This is a genomic window from Streptococcus mitis (assembly GCF_905187495.1).
GTDB classification, from domain to species: domain Bacteria; phylum Bacillota; class Bacilli; order Lactobacillales; family Streptococcaceae; genus Streptococcus; species Streptococcus mitis_CU.
Map to the genome: position 1 here is coordinate 31,071 of NZ_CAJJIB010000010.1, position 19,281 is coordinate 50,351.

The 19,281-nt window shown below is 42.1% G+C and carries 19 protein-coding genes; 17 read left to right on the forward strand and 2 right to left on the reverse strand.

The window, feature by feature from the left end; genetic code table 11:
* Nucleotides 1–139: 139 nt before the first annotated feature.
* Nucleotides 140–1,093, reverse strand: coding sequence for an aromatic acid exporter family protein (locus tag JQ843_RS02700; RefSeq protein WP_023946543.1), 954 nt, complete (start codon nt 1,091–1,093; stop codon nt 140–142).
* A gap of 67 nt (nt 1,094–1,160) precedes the next feature.
* Nucleotides 1,161–2,366, reverse strand: coding sequence for a serine/threonine transporter SstT (sstT, locus tag JQ843_RS02705; RefSeq protein WP_084864846.1), 1,206 nt, complete (start codon nt 2,364–2,366; stop codon nt 1,161–1,163).
* 151 nt (nt 2,367–2,517) lie between these two features.
* On the opposite strand from sstT, the gene JQ843_RS02710 reads away from it, so the two are divergent.
* From JQ843_RS02710 to rsmB, 17 genes are all read left to right on the forward strand, one after another.
* On the forward strand, nt 2,518–3,078 hold the full coding sequence (locus JQ843_RS02710) for a mechanosensitive ion channel family protein (RefSeq protein ID WP_084864847.1): 561 nt from the start codon (nt 2,518–2,520) through the stop codon (nt 3,076–3,078).
* 57 nt (nt 3,079–3,135) lie between these two features.
* Complete coding sequence (locus JQ843_RS02715) at nt 3,136–4,041, forward strand: magnesium transporter CorA family protein (protein WP_125454845.1); 906 nt, start codon at nt 3,136–3,138, stop codon at nt 4,039–4,041.
* A gap of 16 nt (nt 4,042–4,057) precedes the next feature.
* Complete coding sequence (locus tag JQ843_RS02720; protein WP_203212832.1) at nt 4,058–4,585, forward strand: YqeG family HAD IIIA-type phosphatase; 528 nt, start codon at nt 4,058–4,060, stop codon at nt 4,583–4,585.
* A gap of 2 nt (nt 4,586–4,587) precedes the next feature.
* On the forward strand, nt 4,588–5,694 hold the full coding sequence (gene yqeH, locus JQ843_RS02725; protein WP_000391189.1) for a ribosome biogenesis GTPase YqeH: 1,107 nt from the start codon (nt 4,588–4,590) through the stop codon (nt 5,692–5,694).
* A gap of 213 nt (nt 5,695–5,907) precedes the next feature.
* Nucleotides 5,908–6,219, forward strand: a complete 312-nt coding sequence (gene yhbY, locus JQ843_RS02730) for a ribosome assembly RNA-binding protein YhbY (RefSeq protein ID WP_000060171.1) — start codon at nt 5,908–5,910, stop codon at nt 6,217–6,219.
* A 51-nt stretch (nt 6,220–6,270) separates the two neighbouring features.
* Nucleotides 6,271–6,900: a nicotinate-nucleotide adenylyltransferase gene (locus tag JQ843_RS02735; protein WP_203212833.1), complete on the forward strand. Its 630-nt coding sequence runs from the start codon at nt 6,271–6,273 to the stop codon at nt 6,898–6,900.
* Nucleotides 6,900–7,493, forward strand: coding sequence for a bis(5'-nucleosyl)-tetraphosphatase (symmetrical) YqeK (yqeK, locus tag JQ843_RS02740; protein WP_203212834.1), 594 nt, complete (start codon nt 6,900–6,902; stop codon nt 7,491–7,493). The genes JQ843_RS02735 and yqeK overlap by 1 nt, the downstream gene beginning before the upstream one ends.
* Nucleotides 7,494–7,847 (forward strand): ribosome silencing factor, encoded by a 354-nt coding sequence (rsfS, locus tag JQ843_RS02745; RefSeq protein WP_049546916.1) that lies wholly within the window; start codon nt 7,494–7,496, stop codon nt 7,845–7,847. It abuts the gene before it with no gap.
* 110 nt (nt 7,848–7,957) lie between these two features.
* On the forward strand, nt 7,958–8,698 hold the full coding sequence (locus JQ843_RS02750; RefSeq protein WP_045612599.1) for a class I SAM-dependent DNA methyltransferase: 741 nt from the start codon (nt 7,958–7,960) through the stop codon (nt 8,696–8,698).
* 9 nt (nt 8,699–8,707) lie between these two features.
* Nucleotides 8,708–9,805, forward strand: coding sequence for a nucleotidyltransferase (locus JQ843_RS02755; protein WP_203212835.1), 1,098 nt, complete (start codon nt 8,708–8,710; stop codon nt 9,803–9,805).
* A 209-nt stretch (nt 9,806–10,014) separates the two neighbouring features.
* Nucleotides 10,015–11,664: a P-loop NTPase fold protein gene (locus JQ843_RS02760; protein WP_203212836.1), complete on the forward strand. Its 1,650-nt coding sequence runs from the start codon at nt 10,015–10,017 to the stop codon at nt 11,662–11,664.
* Between the two features lie 183 nt (nt 11,665–11,847).
* Nucleotides 11,848–13,461 (forward strand): ribonuclease Y, encoded by a 1,614-nt coding sequence (locus JQ843_RS02765; protein ID WP_000404934.1) that lies wholly within the window; start codon nt 11,848–11,850, stop codon nt 13,459–13,461.
* Nucleotides 13,462–13,590: 129 nt separating this feature from the next.
* Nucleotides 13,591–14,217 carry a guanylate kinase gene (gene gmk / locus JQ843_RS02770; RefSeq protein ID WP_000775041.1) on the forward strand — a complete coding sequence of 209 codons (627 nt, stop codon included), beginning with the start codon at nt 13,591–13,593 and terminating at the stop codon, nt 14,215–14,217.
* Nucleotides 14,218–14,241: 24 nt separating this feature from the next.
* Complete coding sequence (gene rpoZ, locus JQ843_RS02775; RefSeq protein WP_000979235.1) at nt 14,242–14,556, forward strand: DNA-directed RNA polymerase subunit omega; 315 nt, start codon at nt 14,242–14,244, stop codon at nt 14,554–14,556.
* 65 nt (nt 14,557–14,621) lie between these two features.
* Nucleotides 14,622–17,018, forward strand: coding sequence for a primosomal protein N' (locus JQ843_RS02780; protein WP_203212837.1), 2,397 nt, complete (start codon nt 14,622–14,624; stop codon nt 17,016–17,018).
* A gap of 12 nt (nt 17,019–17,030) precedes the next feature.
* Complete coding sequence (gene fmt, locus JQ843_RS02785; RefSeq protein WP_203212838.1) at nt 17,031–17,966, forward strand: methionyl-tRNA formyltransferase; 936 nt, start codon at nt 17,031–17,033, stop codon at nt 17,964–17,966.
* Nucleotides 17,959–19,272: a 16S rRNA (cytosine(967)-C(5))-methyltransferase RsmB gene (rsmB, locus tag JQ843_RS02790; protein ID WP_203212839.1), complete on the forward strand. Its 1,314-nt coding sequence runs from the start codon at nt 17,959–17,961 to the stop codon at nt 19,270–19,272. Before fmt ends, rsmB begins: the two co-directional genes overlap by 8 nt.
* Nucleotides 19,273–19,281: the final 9 nt, after the last annotated feature.

The window sequence follows — 19,281 nt, forward strand, 5'->3', positions numbered from 1 at the left end:
TATTTTATCTCAGCATTCTATAAACAGATGTTGAATATTAAGCCTTATTTATTTTATTATTAACCTTTATGGTAATAACTTACAAATAAAAGAAAACTTCAGATATTCACCTTTTGTGATTGGTCTGAAGTTTTCTTTTTTACTGTCCATATTTTTGGTAAAAGTCAACTTTTACTTGGATGAAGGTTTTGGCCTCGCGTAGGAGTTGAAGAAGGGTGGCGCGGGTTTCAAATTCTTCTCTTGTCTTGGGTAGACTACGGTTCCGGAAGACTTCCAGATAGCGTTCAATTTCATCTAGCAAATCAGAAGCAGGATTGGTCTGGCTCAGTTGAGCTGCAATTTTTGAAAAGAGTTGGGCCAAAATCAGGCTCTCACTGGCAGCTAGGTGACAGGTGTTGATGTGCTGGGCCATGTTTCGCAGGATACGACTTTGTCGCTGTCTCATCTCAAAGTAGTGGATATGGTAATCAGTCTGGTGAAAGAGGTGGTCAGAGTGATCCAAATAGACCAGTCTGAGGGCTTCTTCCAAAAGGGTGTCCAATTCTTCAACTAACTGTGCTCGGTTGCGTCCATCCCCTCTGGATAAATAATATTTGAAGCGCTGGAGAATATCTTTTAACTTTTCTTCTACCAATGTGTGGTAGTGATGAATTTCCTCTTCTCGTGAAGGCATGTAGAGATTAACCAGTAAGGCAAATCCTGTACCGATAGCAAAGAGAAGGAATTCATTGACTAGGAGGTCTGGAGAGGTTGACTCTTGCACCAAGAGATGGCTAACCAAAACGCTACTTGGTGTGATGCCAATTTCCCAGCCCATCTTGTAGGCTAGAGGCACATAGAGGGCTAGATAGAGGCCGAGGCTCCAGATATGAAATCCGCTCAAGTGAAAAGCCAGAACTCCGATAACCAAAGCTAGAAGCATGGAAAAGAGGCGATTTCGGGCCAGTTTTAAGGTACTTCTACGGGTATCGGATAGGCTCAAGAGGGCGATTATTCCAGCCGAGACAGCTGAGGAGAGATTGAGAAAGTAAGCAAGAAGGCAGGCAAGACAGGTAGCTAAGATGAGCTTAGTCGTACGTTGGCTAATAGACATAAGGATTTCCTAGTAAGTTATAATAAAAGCGGAAAAGACAAGACCTGAGCAGGCTTGTCTTTATGAGTTATTTTTTACGGGCTGCTGCGTATTCGGCAACAGCAGTAAAGAGGACATCTGTTGAAGAGTTAAGGGCTGTTTCACATGAGTCTTGGATGACCCCAATCACAAATCCAACCCCAACAACTTGCATGGCAATATCGTTAGAAATACCAAAAAGGCTACAAGCAACTGGGATAAGAAGGAGGGATCCTCCGGCAATACCAGAAGCACCACAGGCTGAGATTGCTGCTACTACACTGAGGACAAAGGCTGTGGCAAAGTCAACAGGGATTCCAAGAGTATTTACTGCAGCAAGGGTTAAAACGTTAATAGTAATCGCTGCCCCTGCCATGTTGATAGTAGAACCAAGTGGGATAGAAACAGAATAGGTATCTGGATCCAGACCGAGGTCGTGGCAAAGTTTCATATTGACAGGGATGTTAGCCGCAGAACTACGAGTGAAGAAGGCTGTAACACCGCTGACACGCAAACATTTCCAAACGAGGGGATAAGGGTTTCTCTTCATAAAGAGGAAGGCAATCAATGGATTGACAACCAGAGCGACAAAGAACATAGTTGTCACCAAGAGGGCAAGCAAGATTCCGTAGTTAGCTAGGCTTCCGATTCCCTTATCAGAGATGGTTTTGAAGACAAGACCAAGGATACCAAATGGAGCTAGATTGATGATCCATTCGACAATCTTAGAAGTCACATCAGCCATAGTTTTCAGCAATTCTTTACTATTTTTGCTGGCCTCTCTCATAGCAATCCCGAAAACAACTGCCCAAGATAAGATACCGATGTAGTTAGCAGTAACGAGGGCATTGACTGGATTGTCAACCAGTTTGAGCAAGAGATTGCTGAGGACCTGGCCAATTCCATCTGGTGGTGCGATTTCTGTATTGGCACTATTTAAGGTAATCTCAACAGGGACGATGAAGCTTGCTAGGACAGCAACAAGTGCCGCTGCAAAGGTTCCCACCAAGTAAAGGAGGATAACCGTTTTCATGTTGCTATCTTGACCCTTTTGATGTTGGGAAAGGGCATTGGCAACGAGGGCAAAGACTAGAATAGGTGCGATGGCTTTGAGGCCACCAACAAAGAGATCTCCAAGTAAACCAATTCCTGAAATGTTAGGAAGTGTCAGCCCTAGGGTTCCTCCAATAAGCATGCCAATCAAAATTCGTTTGATTAGACTCGCCTTATTCCAAGCATGAATGAATTTTTTCATAACAATCTCCTTTGTTGTGTAATGTTTATGATTATAGTATAAATATGAGCTAAAATCAAGAATTTTCTGTCTATTTTGGCTGTTATTTTTGAATATTTATGGAGATTCATCACTTGTAAAAGTATGGTATAATAAATGAAAGGAGTTTTCTATGAAAGAATTTATTCAAACCTACCTCAATAAGCTTGATATAACAACGATTATTGAAAATATCTTAACCAAGTTAATTTCTCTGTTATTCTTATTTTTACTCTTTTATATAGCTAAGAAATTGCTCCATACCATGGTGCAGAGAATTGTCAAACCTTCTCTAAAAATGTCTCGTCATGATGTCGGGCGTCAGAAAACCATCTCACGTCTGTTAGAAAATGTGTTTAATTATACCCTTTATTTCTTTTTGCTTTACTGCATTTTGTCGATTTTAGGTTTGCCAGTTTCTAGTTTGCTGGCAGGGGCTGGGATTGCTGGGGTGGCTATTGGAATGGGAGCCCAAGGCTTTCTATCTGATGTCATCAATGGCTTTTTCATCCTCTTTGAACGTCAATTGGATGTGGGAGATGAGGTCGTTTTGACAAATGGTCCTATTACCGTATCGGGCAAGGTTGTCAGTGTCGGCATTCGAACAACGCAACTCAGAGGAGAAGATCAGGTTCTGCACTTCGTTCCCAATCGGAATATCACCGTCGTCAGCAATTTCTCACGCACAGACTAGACCTGTTATTTTAAGTAATTTGTGGTACAATAGAAAGAGTTTAATAAAGGAGAAAAGATGGTTTTAGAAAAGCAGTTGGGCAATGGTTGTACCTGGATAGACCTTGATGTGGATAAGATTAAAAATATGGAAGATCTTTCTGACATCTATGGATTGGACAAGGAAATCATTGAGTATGCTCTGGATAGAAATGAACGAGCTCATATGGATTATAACCGTGAAACGGAGACGGTAACCTTTATTTATAATGTTCTTGATTTAGAAAAAGACAAAGAATATTATGAAGCGATTCCCATGACCTTTATCGTCGAAAGACAACGAATGATTACCATCAGCAACCATAAGAATGCTTATGTCATTGATCAGATGTCAGCTTATCTGGATAGCCATGAGTCGCTTTCTATTTACAAGTTTCTCTTTGCTGGTTTAGAGATTATCAGTAACGCTTATTATCCTGTCATTGAAGAGATGGATAAAAGTAAGGACGAAATTAGTGCCTTACTACGTCAAACTACAACAAAGAAAAATCTCTTTGCCCTCTCTGACTTGGAGACTGGTATGGTTTACTTGACAGCAGCAGCAAAACAAAATCGACTCCTCTTGGAACATATCCAGGGCCATGCTCTTTATCGGAGATTTAATGATGTCGAACGAGAGCAGTTTGATGATGCCATGATTGAAGCCCATCAGTTGGTGTCTATGACAGACTTGATTTCTCAAGTCTTGCAACAACTCTCAGCTTCTTACAACAACATCCTAAACAATAACTTGAATGATAGTTTGTCAATTTTGACTATTATCTCCGTCTTACTAGCAGTACTTGCGGTTATTACAGGTTTCTTCGGAATGAATGTTCCTCTACCATTTACAGAAGAGCCAAATGCTTGGATTTATATCTTAATGACTAGCTTGATTTTATGGGTGGCCTTATCTCAATGGCTGAAGAAAATTACTAGAAAATAAAAGAAAAGGAGCCAAAATGGTGATTGAAAACTACATGCCAGACTTTGCTGTGGAAGCAGTCTATGATCTGACAGTCCCAAGCCTGCAGGCGCATGGAATCAAGGCTGTTTTGGTCGATTTGGACAATACCCTCATTGCTTGGAACAACCCTGACGGGACGCCAGAGATGAAGCAATGGCTACATGATCTTCGGGACGCGGGCATTCGCATCATTGTGGTATCAAATAACACTAAAAAACGCGTCCAACGAGCAGTTGAGAAATTTGGGATTGACTACGTTTATTGGGCTCTGAAGCCCTTCACATTTGGGATTGACCGTGCCATGAAGGAATTTCACTACGAGAAAAATGAAGTGGTCATGGTCGGCGATCAGCTCATGACCGATATTCGAGCAGCCCACCGTGCAGGCATTCGCTCAATCTTGGTCAAGCCCTTGGTACAACACGATTCTATCAAGACGCAAATTAACCGAGCTCGTGAGCGTCGTGTGATGCGAAAAATCACTGAAACGTACGGACCGATTACATATAAAAAAGGAATTTAACTATGGAAGAAATTCTCTGTATTGGTTGTGGAGCAACCATTCAGACGACAGACAAGGCTGGTCTTGGATTTACCCCCCAGTCAGCACTCGAAAAAGGTTTGGAGACTGGAGAAGTCTATTGCCAACGCTGTTTCCGTCTCCGCCACTACAATGAAATCACGGATGTCCAGTTGACGGACGATGATTTCCTAAAGCTCTTGCACGAGGTGGGAGACAGTGATGCTTTAGTGGTAAATGTCATTGATATCTTTGATTTTAATGGCTCTGTCATCCCAGGCTTGCCACGTTTTGTCTCAGGTAATGATGTCCTCTTGGTGGGAAATAAAAAAGATATCTTGCCTAAGTCTGTTAAACCAGGCAAGATTAGCCAGTGGCTCATGGAACGTGCCCACGAAGAAGGTCTTCGTCCAGTCGATGTCGTCCTAACTTCGGCACAAAACAAACATGCCATTAAGGAAGTCATTGACAAGATTGAACACTACCGTAAGGGCCGTGATGTCTATGTGGTCGGTGTGACCAACGTTGGAAAATCAACTCTAATCAATGCTATTATCCAAGAAATTACGGGTGACCAGAATGTCATTACGACTTCGCGCTTCCCAGGAACAACCTTGGACAAGATTGAGATTCCGCTTGATGACGGTTCTTATATTTACGATACGCCGGGAATCATCCACCGTCACCAGATGGCTCATTATTTGACTGCTAAAAACCTCAAGTATGTCAGCCCTAAAAAGGAAATCAAGCCCAAAACCTATCAGCTTAATCCTGAACAAACCCTGTTTTTAGGTGGCTTGGGACGATTTGACTTCATATCAGGAGAAAAGCAAGGTTTCACAGCCTTCTTTGACAATGAACTCAAACTCCATCGTACCAAGCTAGAAGGAGCCAGTGCCTTCTATGACAAGCACCTTGGAACTCTTCTAACACCGCCAAACAGTAAGGAAAAAGAAGATTTTCCAAAACTAGTCCAGCATGTCTTTACCATCAAGGACAAGACAGACCTAGTCATCTCAGGCCTAGGCTGGATCCGAGTAACAGGCACCGCCAAAGTCGCCGTCTGGGCACCAGAAGGCGTCGCCGTCGTCACACGAAAAGCAATTATTTAAACACAGAAAGGAAAGGGTTGTCTAGATTCGGGCGAGCCCTGCGAGCCCATAACGAGTACTTTTCGCTGTGGTGTTGGTTGGCACAAGTGATTGTACCAACTGCGGAAAATTTGAGACCTTAGGCTCAAATTTTAGTCATGAAAGTCCGAAGGACTTTGCTGACGTCCGTCACCACTTCAGAAAAGTATAAAAAGAAACTCTTTTAAGAAAATTATGTCATTAACATCAAAACAACGTGCCTTCCTCAACAGTCAGGCACATACCCTCAAACCCATCATTCAAATCGGGAAAAATGGACTGAACGACCAAATCAAAACCAGCGTCCGTCAAGCTCTTGACGCACGTGAATTGATTAAGGTAACTCTCTTGCAAAACACAGATGAGAACATCCACGAAGTAGCTGAAATCTTGGAAGAAGAAATCGGTGTGGACACAGTCCAAAAAATCGGACGCATCTTGATTTTGTATAAACAATCCAGCAAGAAAGAAAATCGGAAGATTTCCAAGAAAGTCAAAGAAATCTAAGATCGAAACTCCAAATAACTGTTTTTACAGAGAAATAAAGGAGACTAGCCTATGGCAATTGAATTATTAACTCCCTTTACCAAGGTAGAGTTGGAGCCAGAAATCAAGGAAAAAAAACGCAAGCAAGTCGGGATTTTAGGGGGAAATTTTAACCCTGTTCACAATGCCCATCTGATTGTTGCAGATCAGGTGAGACAACAGTTGGGATTGGACCAGGTTCTGCTCATGCCTGAATATCAACCCCCTCATGTGGACAAAAAAGAAACTATCCCTGAACATCACCGTCTCAAGATGCTTGAGTTGGCGATTGAGGGGATTGAAGGTTTAGCCATTGAAACCATTGAGTTGGAACGTAAGGGCATTTCCTACACCTACGACACCATGAAGCTTCTAACTGAGAAGAATCCAGATACAGATTATTACTTCATTATCGGGGCTGATATGGTGGACTATCTGCCTAAGTGGTACCGAATTGATGAGCTAGTCGACATGGTTCAGTTTGTAGGGGTTCAGCGTCCACGCTACAAGGCAGGGACTTCCTATCCAGTTATCTGGGTGGATGTGCCTCTCATGGATATCTCGTCCAGCATGGTGCGTGATTTCCTTGCCCAAGGACGGAAACCCAACTTTCTCCTGCCTCAGCCAGTGCTAGACTACATCGATAAGGAGGGGCTCTACTGATGGCCTATCAAGACTATATCAACTGCTCTCGTGAGGCTTTGTTGGAAAAAATGGCAGAGCTTCTACCTGAAAAACGTTTAACCCATTGCTTGGGAGTAGAGCGTGCAGCCATAGAACTGGCCCAGCGATTTGGTGTGGATAATGAGAAAGCCGGTCTAGCAGGTCTCCTTCATGACTATGCTAAAAAGTTGTCAGATCAGGAATTTCTGGATTTGATTGATCGTTATCAGTTAGACCCTAACCTCAAAAACTGGGGCAATAATGTCTGGCATGGGATGGTCGGAATTTACAAAATTCAGGAAGATTTGGATTTGCATGATTCAGAAATTCTGCGAGCCATTGAAATCCATACAGTTGGGGCGGATCAGATGACAGATCTTGATAAGGTCATCTACGTCGCAGACTATACCGAGCATAATCGAGCCTTTCCTGGAGTAGATGTGGCACGTGAGATTGCAAGTCTATCGCTTAATAAGGCGGTGGCCTATGAAACAGCTCGAACCGTGGAGCATCTAGCTCATCAGGGATTCCCCATCTATCCCCAAACCCTTGAAACCTATAACGCCTTTGTGGACTATTTGAAAGAGGACTAAATGAACGAAAAAGAATTACTAGAACTAGTCGTGAAAGCGGCTGATGAGAAACGTGCAGAGGATATCCTTGCACTTGATGTACAAGATTTGACTAGTGTGACGGATTACTTTGTTATTACTAGTTCAATGAATAGCCGTCAGTTGGATGCTATCGCTGATAACATCCGTGAAAAAGTAGCTGATGCAGGCTTTAAAGGTAGCCATATCGAAGGCGATGCAGCTGGAGGTTGGGTCTTACTAGACCTCGGTGCTGTCGTTGTGCATGTCTTTTCAGAAGAAATGCGTGCCCACTATAACCTAGAAAAGCTATGGCATGAGGCAAATTCGGTAGATATTTCAGAAGCTCTTGCTTAGAAGATTAACTCAGTTGTAGTCAACTGGGTTTTATTTGCTTATTTTAGAAAAATTGATAGAAAGGTAAAGGGCGAGTGGTGTTTGCCATTGACGCTCTTGGTATCATGATTATGGCAACTTATGAAACTTTTGCGGCTGTTTACGATGCGGTCATGGACGACAGTTTATACGATCGATGGACGGATTTTTCGCTTCGTCATTTGCCTAAGACCAAGGAGAGAAAGAAACTCTTAGAACTAGCTTGTGGGACAGGAATTCAATCTGTGCGCTTCTCTCAGGCTGGTTTTGATGTGACTGGTCTTGATTTGAGTGCGGATATGTTGAAGATTGCCGAAAAGAGAGCGGCTTCAGCCAAGCAAAAGATTGAATTTATTGAAGGCAATATGCTGGATTTGTCCAAGTCAGGTCAATATGATTTTGTCACGTGTTATTCGGACTCTATCTGCTATATGCAGGATGAGGTGGAAGTAGGGGACGTCTTTAAGGAAGTCTATAATGCTCTCAACGAAGATGGCATCTTCATCTTTGATGTGCATTCGACCTACCAGACAGATGAAGTTTTTCCAGGCTATTCCTACCATGAAAATGCGGAAGATTTTGCCATGCTATGGGATACCTACGAGGACGCGGCTCCTCACTCCATCGTGCATGAGTTGACCTTTTTTATTAAGGAGGCGGACGGTTCCTTTAGTCGCCACGATGAAGTGCATGAGGAGCGAACCTATGAGGTTTTGACCTATGATATTTTGCTGGAACAGGCTGGATTTAAGTCTTTCAAACTCTATGCAGACTTTGAGGACAAGGAGCCGACAGAGACAAGTACCCGTTGGTTTTTTGTCGCGCAGAAGTAGGAGATTATTATGACCATCACAGGTATTATCGCGGAGTTTAATCCTTTTCATAATGGGCACAAATACCTGCTGGATCAGGCAGAGGGGTTGAAAATCGTAGCCATGTCTGGGAATTTCATGCAGCGTGGAGAGCCTGCAATTGTGGACAAGTGGAAACGGTCCCAGATGGCGCTGGAAAATGGAGCGGATCTGGTAGTAGAATTGCCCTTTTTAGTCAGTGTTCAGGCGGCAGATTTCTTTGGCCAAGGAGCTGTGGATATCTTGGCTCGGTTGGGCATTGATACTTTAGCATTTGGGACGGAGGAAATTCTGGATTACCAGAAAATCGCTGACTTATACACAGAGCAAGGTGATGAGATGGAGAGTTTTGTGGAAAATCTGCCTGATTCTCTCTCCTATCCTCAGAAAACTCAAGCCATGTGGAAGGAATTTGCAGATCTTGATTTTTCAGGCAATACGCCCAATCATGTTCTTGCTCTTGCTTATGCCAAGGCGGTTGCAGGACGAAATATCAAGCTACATCCGATTCAGCGTCAGGGGGCGGGTTATCATTCTGTGGACAAGGATGTGGACTTTGCCTCGGCAACAGCTCTTCGTCAGCACCAGAAGGACCAAGATTTCTTAGAACGCTTTATGCCTTCTATTGCTCTCTTTGAGCAGGCCAGTAAGGTGAGCTGGGAAGACTATTTTCCCTTGCTCCGCTATCAAATCTTGTCCAATCCAGACTTAACCACTATCAATCAGCTCAATCAAGAAATGGCAGTACGCATCAAGGATGCCATCAAGATAGCCAAGTCTGTGGAAGACCTGATCGAGTCTGTTGCGACCAAGCGTTACACCAAGGCGCGTGTCAGACGCCTCTTGACCTATATCTTGGTGCAGGCTAGAGAAAATGATTTGCCAGAAGCCATTCATGTCCTTGGATTTACTGAAAAAGGCAGGCAACATCTCAAGTCTTTGAAAGGGCAGGTCAATCTAGTCAGCCGAATTGGCAAAGAACCCTGGGATGCTATGACTCAAAAGGCTGACCAGATTTACCAACTAGGAAATCCAAGTATAGCAGAACAGAATTTTGGAAGAGTACCGATTAGAATAGAAACAAACTAAGTCTACTGAAAGGTGGACTTTTTATTTTTTAAATTTTTGTGAGTAAGTTTAAGATAAAGTTTTTTGGAAAATGACAGAATCCCTAATACAAAAGACAAAAACTCAGTAAAGAAATTTAGTATAGCGATTACAATTTTTGTCCCTTGAATCCGCTTTATGCTTGTTGTTTTGTGGTATAATCATGATAATATAGATTAAAAGGGGGATATATGAAAAATATAATGACGAGGATTCTTAATTTTCTTCTGAATTTCAAACTATTGAAATATCTATTGAAAAGACCGTCATGGAGTAGTAATGTTAGAATTGTTGAATGGTACAAAATATTTATAGCCAGTATATGGGTACTGTATCTTGCACTTGAGATTGACCAATTTAAACGATTTGCTTTACCTATCTATAAATTTGTATCTAATTATAATTTTTTAAAAGATATTATTTCAATTTTGTATGTGAATCGTGTAATAATATTGTTAGTACTGACTATACCAACAATACTATTCTGGTTTTTAGATATAATTTTTAAAAAAGTTAATTATAAGAAACTGGACCCAGAGCTATTTCCGGAATATGACTTGGATGACCATCCTTATCAAACACGTCTGGTGGAGTTTTTAAATAGTCCTGACTCTATTCATAATGTGTTCTGGCTGGATGGTTCGTGGGGGAGTGGGAAAACATTTTTTATAAAGACGTTTTTTGAAAATCAAATTTACAAAAAGAAAGAAATCTATTATATTTCCTGTTTTGGGATCAAAACAAGAGATCAAGCTGAGAAAATATTGATTAATGAGATAGAAAAACAATCCATACTCGGAAATTTGGACTTTATTCCACTTGTTGGAGGAGTTTTTAAATGGTTCTTTAAAATAGTTGGAACGGATTTGATGAAGCGAGATTCTATCGTTATTTTTGATGATCTTGAACGGGTTTCATATGTAGCAAAAACGGATAAGCCTTCAGATACAGCAAAATCAGATAACCCTTCAGATTACAATGATTTATTGGGTTATATTGACCATCTTTCTGAGAATAAAAAAATTAAAATTATTGTAATTTTAAATAGTAAGGAAATGGAATCAACAAAGGAAAATCTCATTGATAAAAAATTTAAGCTGAATCATAATCGAATGGTATCTACAGGAGAAGTCATAGATAACATTTTGAAAAAGAGTAAATTGAGAGATGATGACTTTGGAAAAATGTTATCATTGATTTTTAAAATTTATTATGTAGATAAAAATTATAGAGAGGTACAGGAAAAAAACCAACAAATGAAAGAAGAAAAATTGAGTTTGAGAGAATTTCAAAAGTCATTAGAAAAACTTTCAAATAAAACTGATGAAAGCGAGAAAGCAAACTATATTATTAAGTGGATGAATGGTTGGGGGGGAACTGAAAATATTCTAGTCTCACTATTTGAATACTTAGACAAAGATGAAATAGATAAATATTTTGAACATCTTTATGAGAGAAATTCGTACCTGTATTTTGAGATGTTATCGATAATTTTAAACTATGATATTCCTGGTATGATGTCGGATTATCCTTTGGTGTCTATCAATCAGAAAACAATGTATAGTATGTTTGATGTTAAGCAGAAATATTTTTTTGAATTGTTATCATTTTTATGGAAAAAAGGTTTAAAAAATTTATTTATATCAAAAACAGGAGATGAGATAACAGTGGATAATCATGGAATTCCTGATATTGAGGAAAAAAAATATTTAGTTGAAATTTACTATGGATTACAAAATGGTTATATAAATATAAAAAACCAAAAAGATAAACTCAATGAACTATTAAAGAATGAAAAATATCGAGATTTTGTACAGAATTACCTTAGTTTCAAAATCTAAATTACAAATAACTATCAAATATATTTTATTGTAGCATTTAGTTAAAATGAGAATTGAATCAGGCGTACTTTCTTCTAACATTCACACAAAACTCTTCAATTTAGGTTTGTGAAAATCACTTTTTTATGGTAGAATGTAAAAGAATGTAAGTCATTCGGAATAACAATAAAATGAGGTAAAAACATGGAAATCATGTCGCTTGCGATTGCTGTTTTTGCCGTCATCATTGGTTTAGTCATTGGATATGTCAGCATCTCAGCTAAGATGAAATCATCTCAGGAAGCTGCGGAGTTGATGCTTTTAAATGCTGAACAAGAAGCAACTAATTTACGTGGACAAGCTGAGCGTGAAGCGGATTTACTTGTTAATGAAGCTAAACGTGAAAGCAAGTCTCTTAAAAAAGAAGCACTATTGGAGGCCAAAGAAGAAGCCAGAAAATACCGTGAAGAAGTGGATGCTGAATTCAAATCAGAACGTCAAGAACTCAAACAAATCGAAAGTCGTTTGACAGAGAGAGCTACTAGCCTCGACCGTAAGGACGACAATTTGACGAGTAAAGAACAAACACTTGAACAAAAAGAACAAAGTATTTCTGATAGAGCGAAAAACCTTGATGCGCGTGAAGAGCAATTAGAGGAAGTCGAAAGACAAAAAGAAGCAGAGTTAGAGCGTATTGGTGCTCTGTCTCAGGCAGAAGCACGAGATATTATCTTGGCACAGACAGAGGAAAACTTGACCAAGGAGATTGCCAGCCGCATTCGCGAAGCTGAGCAAGAGGTCAAGGAACGTTCTGATAAAATGGCTAAGGACATCTTGGTTCAAGCTATGCAACGTATCGCTGGTGAATATGTAGCGGAGTCAACAAACTCAACAGTTCATCTGCCAGATGATACCATGAAGGGACGCATTATTGGTCGTGAAGGTCGTAACATTCGTACCTTTGAAAGTTTGACAGGGGTCGATGTGATTATCGACGATACCCCAGAAGTGGTGACATTGTCAGGATTTGATCCGATTCGTCGTGAAATTGCTCGTATGACCATGGAAATGTTGCTTAAGGATGGTCGTATCCATCCAGCTCGTATCGAAGAGTTGGTTGAGAAAAACCGTCAAGAGATTGATAATAAGATCCGTGAATACGGTGAGGCAGCAGCCTATGAGATTGGTGCGCCAAACCTTCATCCAGACTTGATGAAGATTATGGGACGTTTGCAGTTCCGTACTTCTTATGGACAAAATGTCTTGCGTCATTCGATTGAGGTTGCTAAATTGGCTGGTATTATGGCCAGCGAACTTGGTGAAAACGCGGCTCTTGCCCGTCGTGCTGGATTCCTTCACGATATCGGAAAAGCTATTGACCGCGAGGTTGAAGGTAGCCACGTTGAAATCGGTATGGAATTGGCACGTAAGTACAAGGAACATCCAGTTGTGGTGAATACGATTGCTAGTCACCACGGAGATGTTGAAGCTGAGAGCGTCATTGCAGTTATCGTCGCTGCGGCAGATGCCTTGAGCGCAGCTCGTCCAGGTGCTCGTAGTGAGTCTCTTGAAAGCTACATCAAGCGTCTTCATGATTTGGAAGAAATTGCGAACGGCTTTGAAGGGGTACAAAATAGCTTTGCCCTTCAAGCAGGACGTGAAATCCGCATCATGGTCAATCCAGGACAAATCAAGGACGACAAAGTCACAATTTTGGCTCACAAAGTTCGTGAGAAAATTGAAAACAATCTCGATTACCCGGGAAATATCAAGGTAACCGTGATTCGCGAGCTTCGTGCAGTAGATTATGCTAAATAAATAAGAAAGAGCAGTTGAAAAATTACTGCTTTTTTGTTACACTAGATAGAAAGACTGTAACGGATAATCTGGCTTTTTGCCATTATTCTAGAGAAATGTTATTTCACAGACTGACTAAAAGGAGACACAATGGCAGACCGAGGCTTACTAATCGTTTTTTCTGGTCCTTCAGGGGTTGGAAAAGGAACGGTTAGAAGAGAGATTTTTGAGAGTTCTGAAAACCAATTTCAATACTCTGTATCGATGACGACACGCGCACAACGTCCTGGAGAAGTGGACGGTGTTGACTATTTCTTCCGTACTCGTGAAGAGTTTGAAGAGCTGATTCGTCAAGGACAGATGTTGGAATACGCAGAATATGTCGGCAACTATTATGGAACTCCTCTGACCTATGTCAATGAAACCTTGGACAAGGGAATCGATGTTTTCCTTGAAATTGAAGTTCAGGGCGCTCTTCAGGTCAAGAAAAAGGTTCCAGATGCTGTCTTTATCTTCCTGACACCACCAGATTTGGATGAATTGCAAGATCGTTTGGTAGGACGTGGAACAGACAGCGCAGAAGTGATTGCCCAACGAATCGAAAAAGCCAAGGAAGAAATTGCCCTCATGCGTGAGTATGATTATGCGATTGTCAACGATCAGGTGCCCCTAGCTGCTGAGCGTGTCAAACGTGTCATCGAAGCAGAGCACTTCCGTGTGGATCGTGTCATTGGTCACTATCAGGAGATGTTACCAAAATCTCCAACTACCCGATAAAATTTAGAAAATAGGTACAAGCAAATGATGTTAAAACCCTCTATTGATACCTTGCTCGACAAGGTTCCATCAAAATATTCACTCGTAATCTTGGAAGCAAAACGTGCCCACGAATTGGAAGCAGGTGCGCCAGCAACTCAAGGTTTCAAGTCTGAAAAATCAACTCTTCGCGCTCTAGAAGAAATCGAATCAGGAAACGTTACAATTCACCCAGATCCAGAAGGAAAACGTGAAGCAGTGCGTCGCCGTATCGAAGAAGAAAAACGCCGCAAAGAAGAAGAAGAAAAGAAAATCAAAGAGCAAATCGCTAAAGAAAAAGAAGATGGTGAAAAAATTTAAGGTTGGGGGGACTCAATCTTATTTTTTCTATTGCAAGAATGTACTGACAAGGAGGAGGTGAGAAGATGGCTATAGCCAAGGTTATCGTAGATGTGCCCTTGATGCAGACGGACCAGCCCTATAGTTACAGGATTCCGGAGGAATTTGAGGGAATGCTGGAAGTTGGGATGCGGGTCCATGTACCTTTTGGTAAGGGCAATCGCCTGATTCAAGGGATTGTTCTTGGTTTGGATTCTCAATCATCTAAAGAAGAGATGGAGCAAGATTTAAAAGATATTGTCGAGGTACTGGATTTTTCTCCTGTGCTTACGCAAGAACAACTCTGGCTAGCTGAAGAGCTCCGCAAGTCCGTCTTCTCCTACAAGATTTCCATCCTCAAGGCTATGTTACCGGGTTTTCTAAACTCCAGCTATGACAAGATTCTCTATCCTCTGGAAGGCCTAAGTCATGAAGACCGAGAGCGCTTGTTTGGTTCAGAAGATTCACTTGCATTTTCTTCTCTAGATTTAGGTAAGCAAGCTGAAATGATGCGTTTGACTAGAAAAGGCCTGCTTGGTCTAGAATATCAGGCGATTGATCAAAAGAAGGTCAAGACCCAGTCTTGGTATGAGGTGAATCTTGCTCAATTAGAAGGTGTTGAAATATCTGCGCGTGCTAAGAAAAAGTTGGAATTGAGAGATTATTTGCTGTCTCATCCAGAGAGTGCTTCTTTGGCTAGTTTGTTAGAGTCCTACTCGCGGGAGCAAGTCAACTTCTTTGTGGAACAAGGTGCTGTGACCATAGTCCAAAAGGAAGTTCAACGCTCGGCTGCTTATTTTGAAGGGATTGAAGCAAGTCAGCCTTTGGAATTGAATCCAGAGCAAAGACAGGCGCGTGATGCGGTTGTCAGTGCGATTGGCAGTCATCAGGCTCCCTTCCTCCTTCAAGGGATTACAGGAAGTGGGAAGACCGAGGTTTACTTGCAGATTATCCAAGGGGCTTTGGACAAGGGCAAGACAGCTATTTTGCTGGTGCCTGAGATTTCCCTGACGCCGCAAATGACGGAGCGTTTTATTGCTCGTTTTGGTGAGAAAGTAGCCATTCTTCACTCAGGCTTATCCAATGGTGAAAAGTATGATGAATGGCGCAAGGTGGAGCGTGGAGACGCTCAAGTTGTGGTTGGCGCCAGATCGGCCATCTTTGCTCCGCTGAAAAATCTGGGTGTAATGATTATTGATGAGGAGCATGAAGCGACTTATAAGCAGGACAGCAATCCCCGTTACCATGCCAGAGAGGTGGCTATTTTACGGGCTCAGTATAATCAAGCAGCCCTGGTCCTTGGTTCGGCGACACCGAGCTTAGAGAGCCGTGCTCGGGCTGGAAAAGGTGTCTATCAACACTTGCGATTAACCCAACGGGCCAATCCTTTAGCCACTATTCCTGAGGTTCAAGTGATTGACTTTCGGGACTATATCGGACAGAATGAGACGTCAAACTTTACGCCCCCTTTGCTAGAAGCCATCCAAGACCGTCTGGCTAAAAAAGAGCAGGTGGTTCTCATGCTCAATCGTCGTGGTTATTCTAGCTTTGTCATGTGTCGGGAGTGTGGAACTGTGGATACTTGTCCCAACTGTGATATATCCTTGACCTTGCACATGGATACCAAGACCATGAATTGTCATTATTGTGGTTTTTCGAAGGACATTCCTCAGGTCTGTCCTAACTGTAAGAGTCGAAGTATTCGTTACTATGGGACGGGGACACAGAAGGCTTATGACGAGCTGGCAGAACTCTTTCCCCAGGCCCGCATTTTGCGGATGGATGTGGACACGACTCGTAAGAAAGGTAGTCACCAAGCTCTGCTTGACCAGTTTGGGCGAGGAGAGGCAGATATTTTACTAGGTACTCAGATGATTGCCAAGGGATTGGATTTTCCAAATGTGACCTTAGTCGGAGTGCTCAATGCGGATACGGCCTTGAATCTGCCTGATTTCCGTTCTTCTGAGAGAACTTTCCAGCTTTTGACTCAGGTTGCAGGCCGGGCAGGTCGGGCTGAAAAAGCTGGTCAGGTCTTGATCCAGTCTTACAATCCTCAGCACTACGCTATTCGATTTGCCAAGGATCAGGACTACGAAGGTTTTTATGCCTATGAAATGGGAATCAGACGACAACTTGGTTATCCGCCTTACTATTTCACCATTGGCATTACCCTTTCTCACAAGAAAGAAGAAGAGGTAGTCAAACGTGCCTATGAAGTCATGAATATTTTGCGGTCAGGTTTGTCTGAAACCAGTAACATCCTTGGGCCAACGCCCAAACCTATTGCCCGTACCCACAACCTCTATCATTACCAGATTTTGATTAAATACCGTTTAGAAGATGAGCTGGGGCCGACCCTCAACCAGGTCTTGGCCTTGACTCAAGAACGGGAAAATAGTGAGCTTCGTCTCAGCATTGACCATGAGCCACAGCAATTTTTATAAGAAGGAGAAGATATGACAAAATTAATCTTTATGGGGACACCCGACTTTTCAGCAACAGTTTTAAAAGGGCTTTTGACAGATGACCGTTATGAAATTCTAGCCGTTGTGACCCAGCCAGACCGTGCTGTCGGACGTAAAAAAGTGATCCAGGAAACCCCAGTTAAACAAGCTGCCAAAGAGGCAGGACTTCCTATCTACCAACCTGAAAAACTATCTGGAAGTCCAGAGATGGAAACTATTATGCAGCTAGGAGCAGATGGAATTGTGACTGCTGCTTTTGGGCAGTTTCTCCCAAGTAAACTCCTTGATAGCATGGACTTTGCGGTCAATGTCCACGGCTCCCTCCTTCCTAAACACCGTGGTGGTGCGCCTATCCATTATGCCTTGATTCAAGGGGATGAGGAAGCTGGTGTGACCATTATGGAAATGGTTAAGGAAATGGATGCAGGAGATATGATTTCTCGTCGTAGTATTCCGATTACGGATGAGGACAATGTCGGCACCTTGTTTGAGAAATTGGCGCTAGTTGGTCGTGATTTGCTTTTGGATACTTTGCCTGCCTATATTGCTGGTGATATCAAACCTGAACCGCAGGATCCAAGTCAGGTTACTTTCTCGCCAAATATCAAACCCGAGGAAGAAAAGTTGGATTGGAATAAAACCAATCGTCAACTCTTTAACCAAATCCGTGGCATGAACCCCTGGCCTGTTGCCCATACTTTCCTTAAGGGCGACCGCTTTAAGATTTATGAAGCTCTAGCAGTAGAAGGTCAGGGAAATCCAGGTGAGATCCTATCTATTGGTAAGAAAGAATTGATTGTCGCAACGGCAGAAGGGGCTCTATCCCTCAAACAAGTGCAGCCAGCTGGTAAACCTAAGATGGACATTGCTTCCTTCCTCAATGGAGTTGGACGGACATTGACTGTAGGAGAACGATTTGGTGACTAAAGTAGAAACGGCTAGAAGTTTAGCCTTAGCAGTATTAGAGGATGTTTTTATCAATCAAGCATACTCAAATATTGCCTTAAATAAGCATCTCAAGGGAAGTCAACTTTCTGTAGCAGACAAGGGCTTGGTGACCGAGCTGGTCTATGGAACGGTAGCCCGTAAACTGACTCTGGAATGGTACCTATCCCACTTTATCGAAGACAGAGATCAGTTAGACAGCTGGCTCTACGTCCTTCTCCTCATGAGTGCCTACCAACTCCGCTATCTGGATAAGATTCCAGACCATGCTGTGGTCAATGAAGCAGTAGAATTGGCCAAAGTCCGTAAAAAAGGCAGTGAAAAATTGGTCAACGCCGTCCTTCGTCGTATTCTACGTGAAGGCTGGCCAGATATCACCAGCATCAAACGAAAAAACAAGCGTGATTCCATTGCCTATTCTCTCCCAGTTTGGCTAGTTGCCAAGCTCAAGGAAGAATACGGAGAAGAGCGAGCACAAGCTATTTTTGAAAGCCTTTTGGTGCGAAACAAGGCCAGTATTCGTGTAACAGACCTAGGACGAAAAGAAGAAATCCAAGTCTTGTTAGAGGCCAGTGATTCATCCTTGTCTCCTTCTGGTCTGGTTAAGGAGCAAGGTCATTTTGCAGGCCATGATTTGTTTGTGGAGGGGGCCATTACTATCCAAGACGAGTCCAGTCAGCTGGTTGCTCCGACGCTTGATTTACAAGGTGATGAGCAGGTTCTAGATGCCTGTGCGGCTCCGGGTGGAAAAACAGCCCATATAGCTTCTTATCTCACAACAGGTCAGGTTACGGCTTTGGACTTGTACGATCACAAGTTGGACTTAATCCAAGAAAATGCCCAACGTCTGGGGGTTGTAGATCGGGTTCAAACTCAAAAATTGGATGCTAGAAAGGTACATGAGTTTTTTGGTCAGGATTCATTTGATAAGATTTTGGTAGATGCTCCCTGTTCAGGAATTGGTCTTCTGCGTCGAAAACCAGACATCAAATACAATAAAGAAACGGCAGATTTCGCGTCCTTGCAGGAAATTCAGCTAGAAATATTAGGTAGTGTTTGTCAAACACTACGTAAAGGTGGTATAATAACTTATAGTACCTGTACTATAGTCTCAGAAGAGAACTTTCAAGTCGTACAGGCATTTTTAGAAAGTCATCCTGAATTTGAGCAGGTAACACTAGAACATGAATGTAAGGATATCATGAAAGACGGCTGTATCCTCATTACACCTGAATTGTATGGGAGTGATGGATTCTTCATCAGTCAATTTCGCAAGATATCGGATTAGGAAGGAACT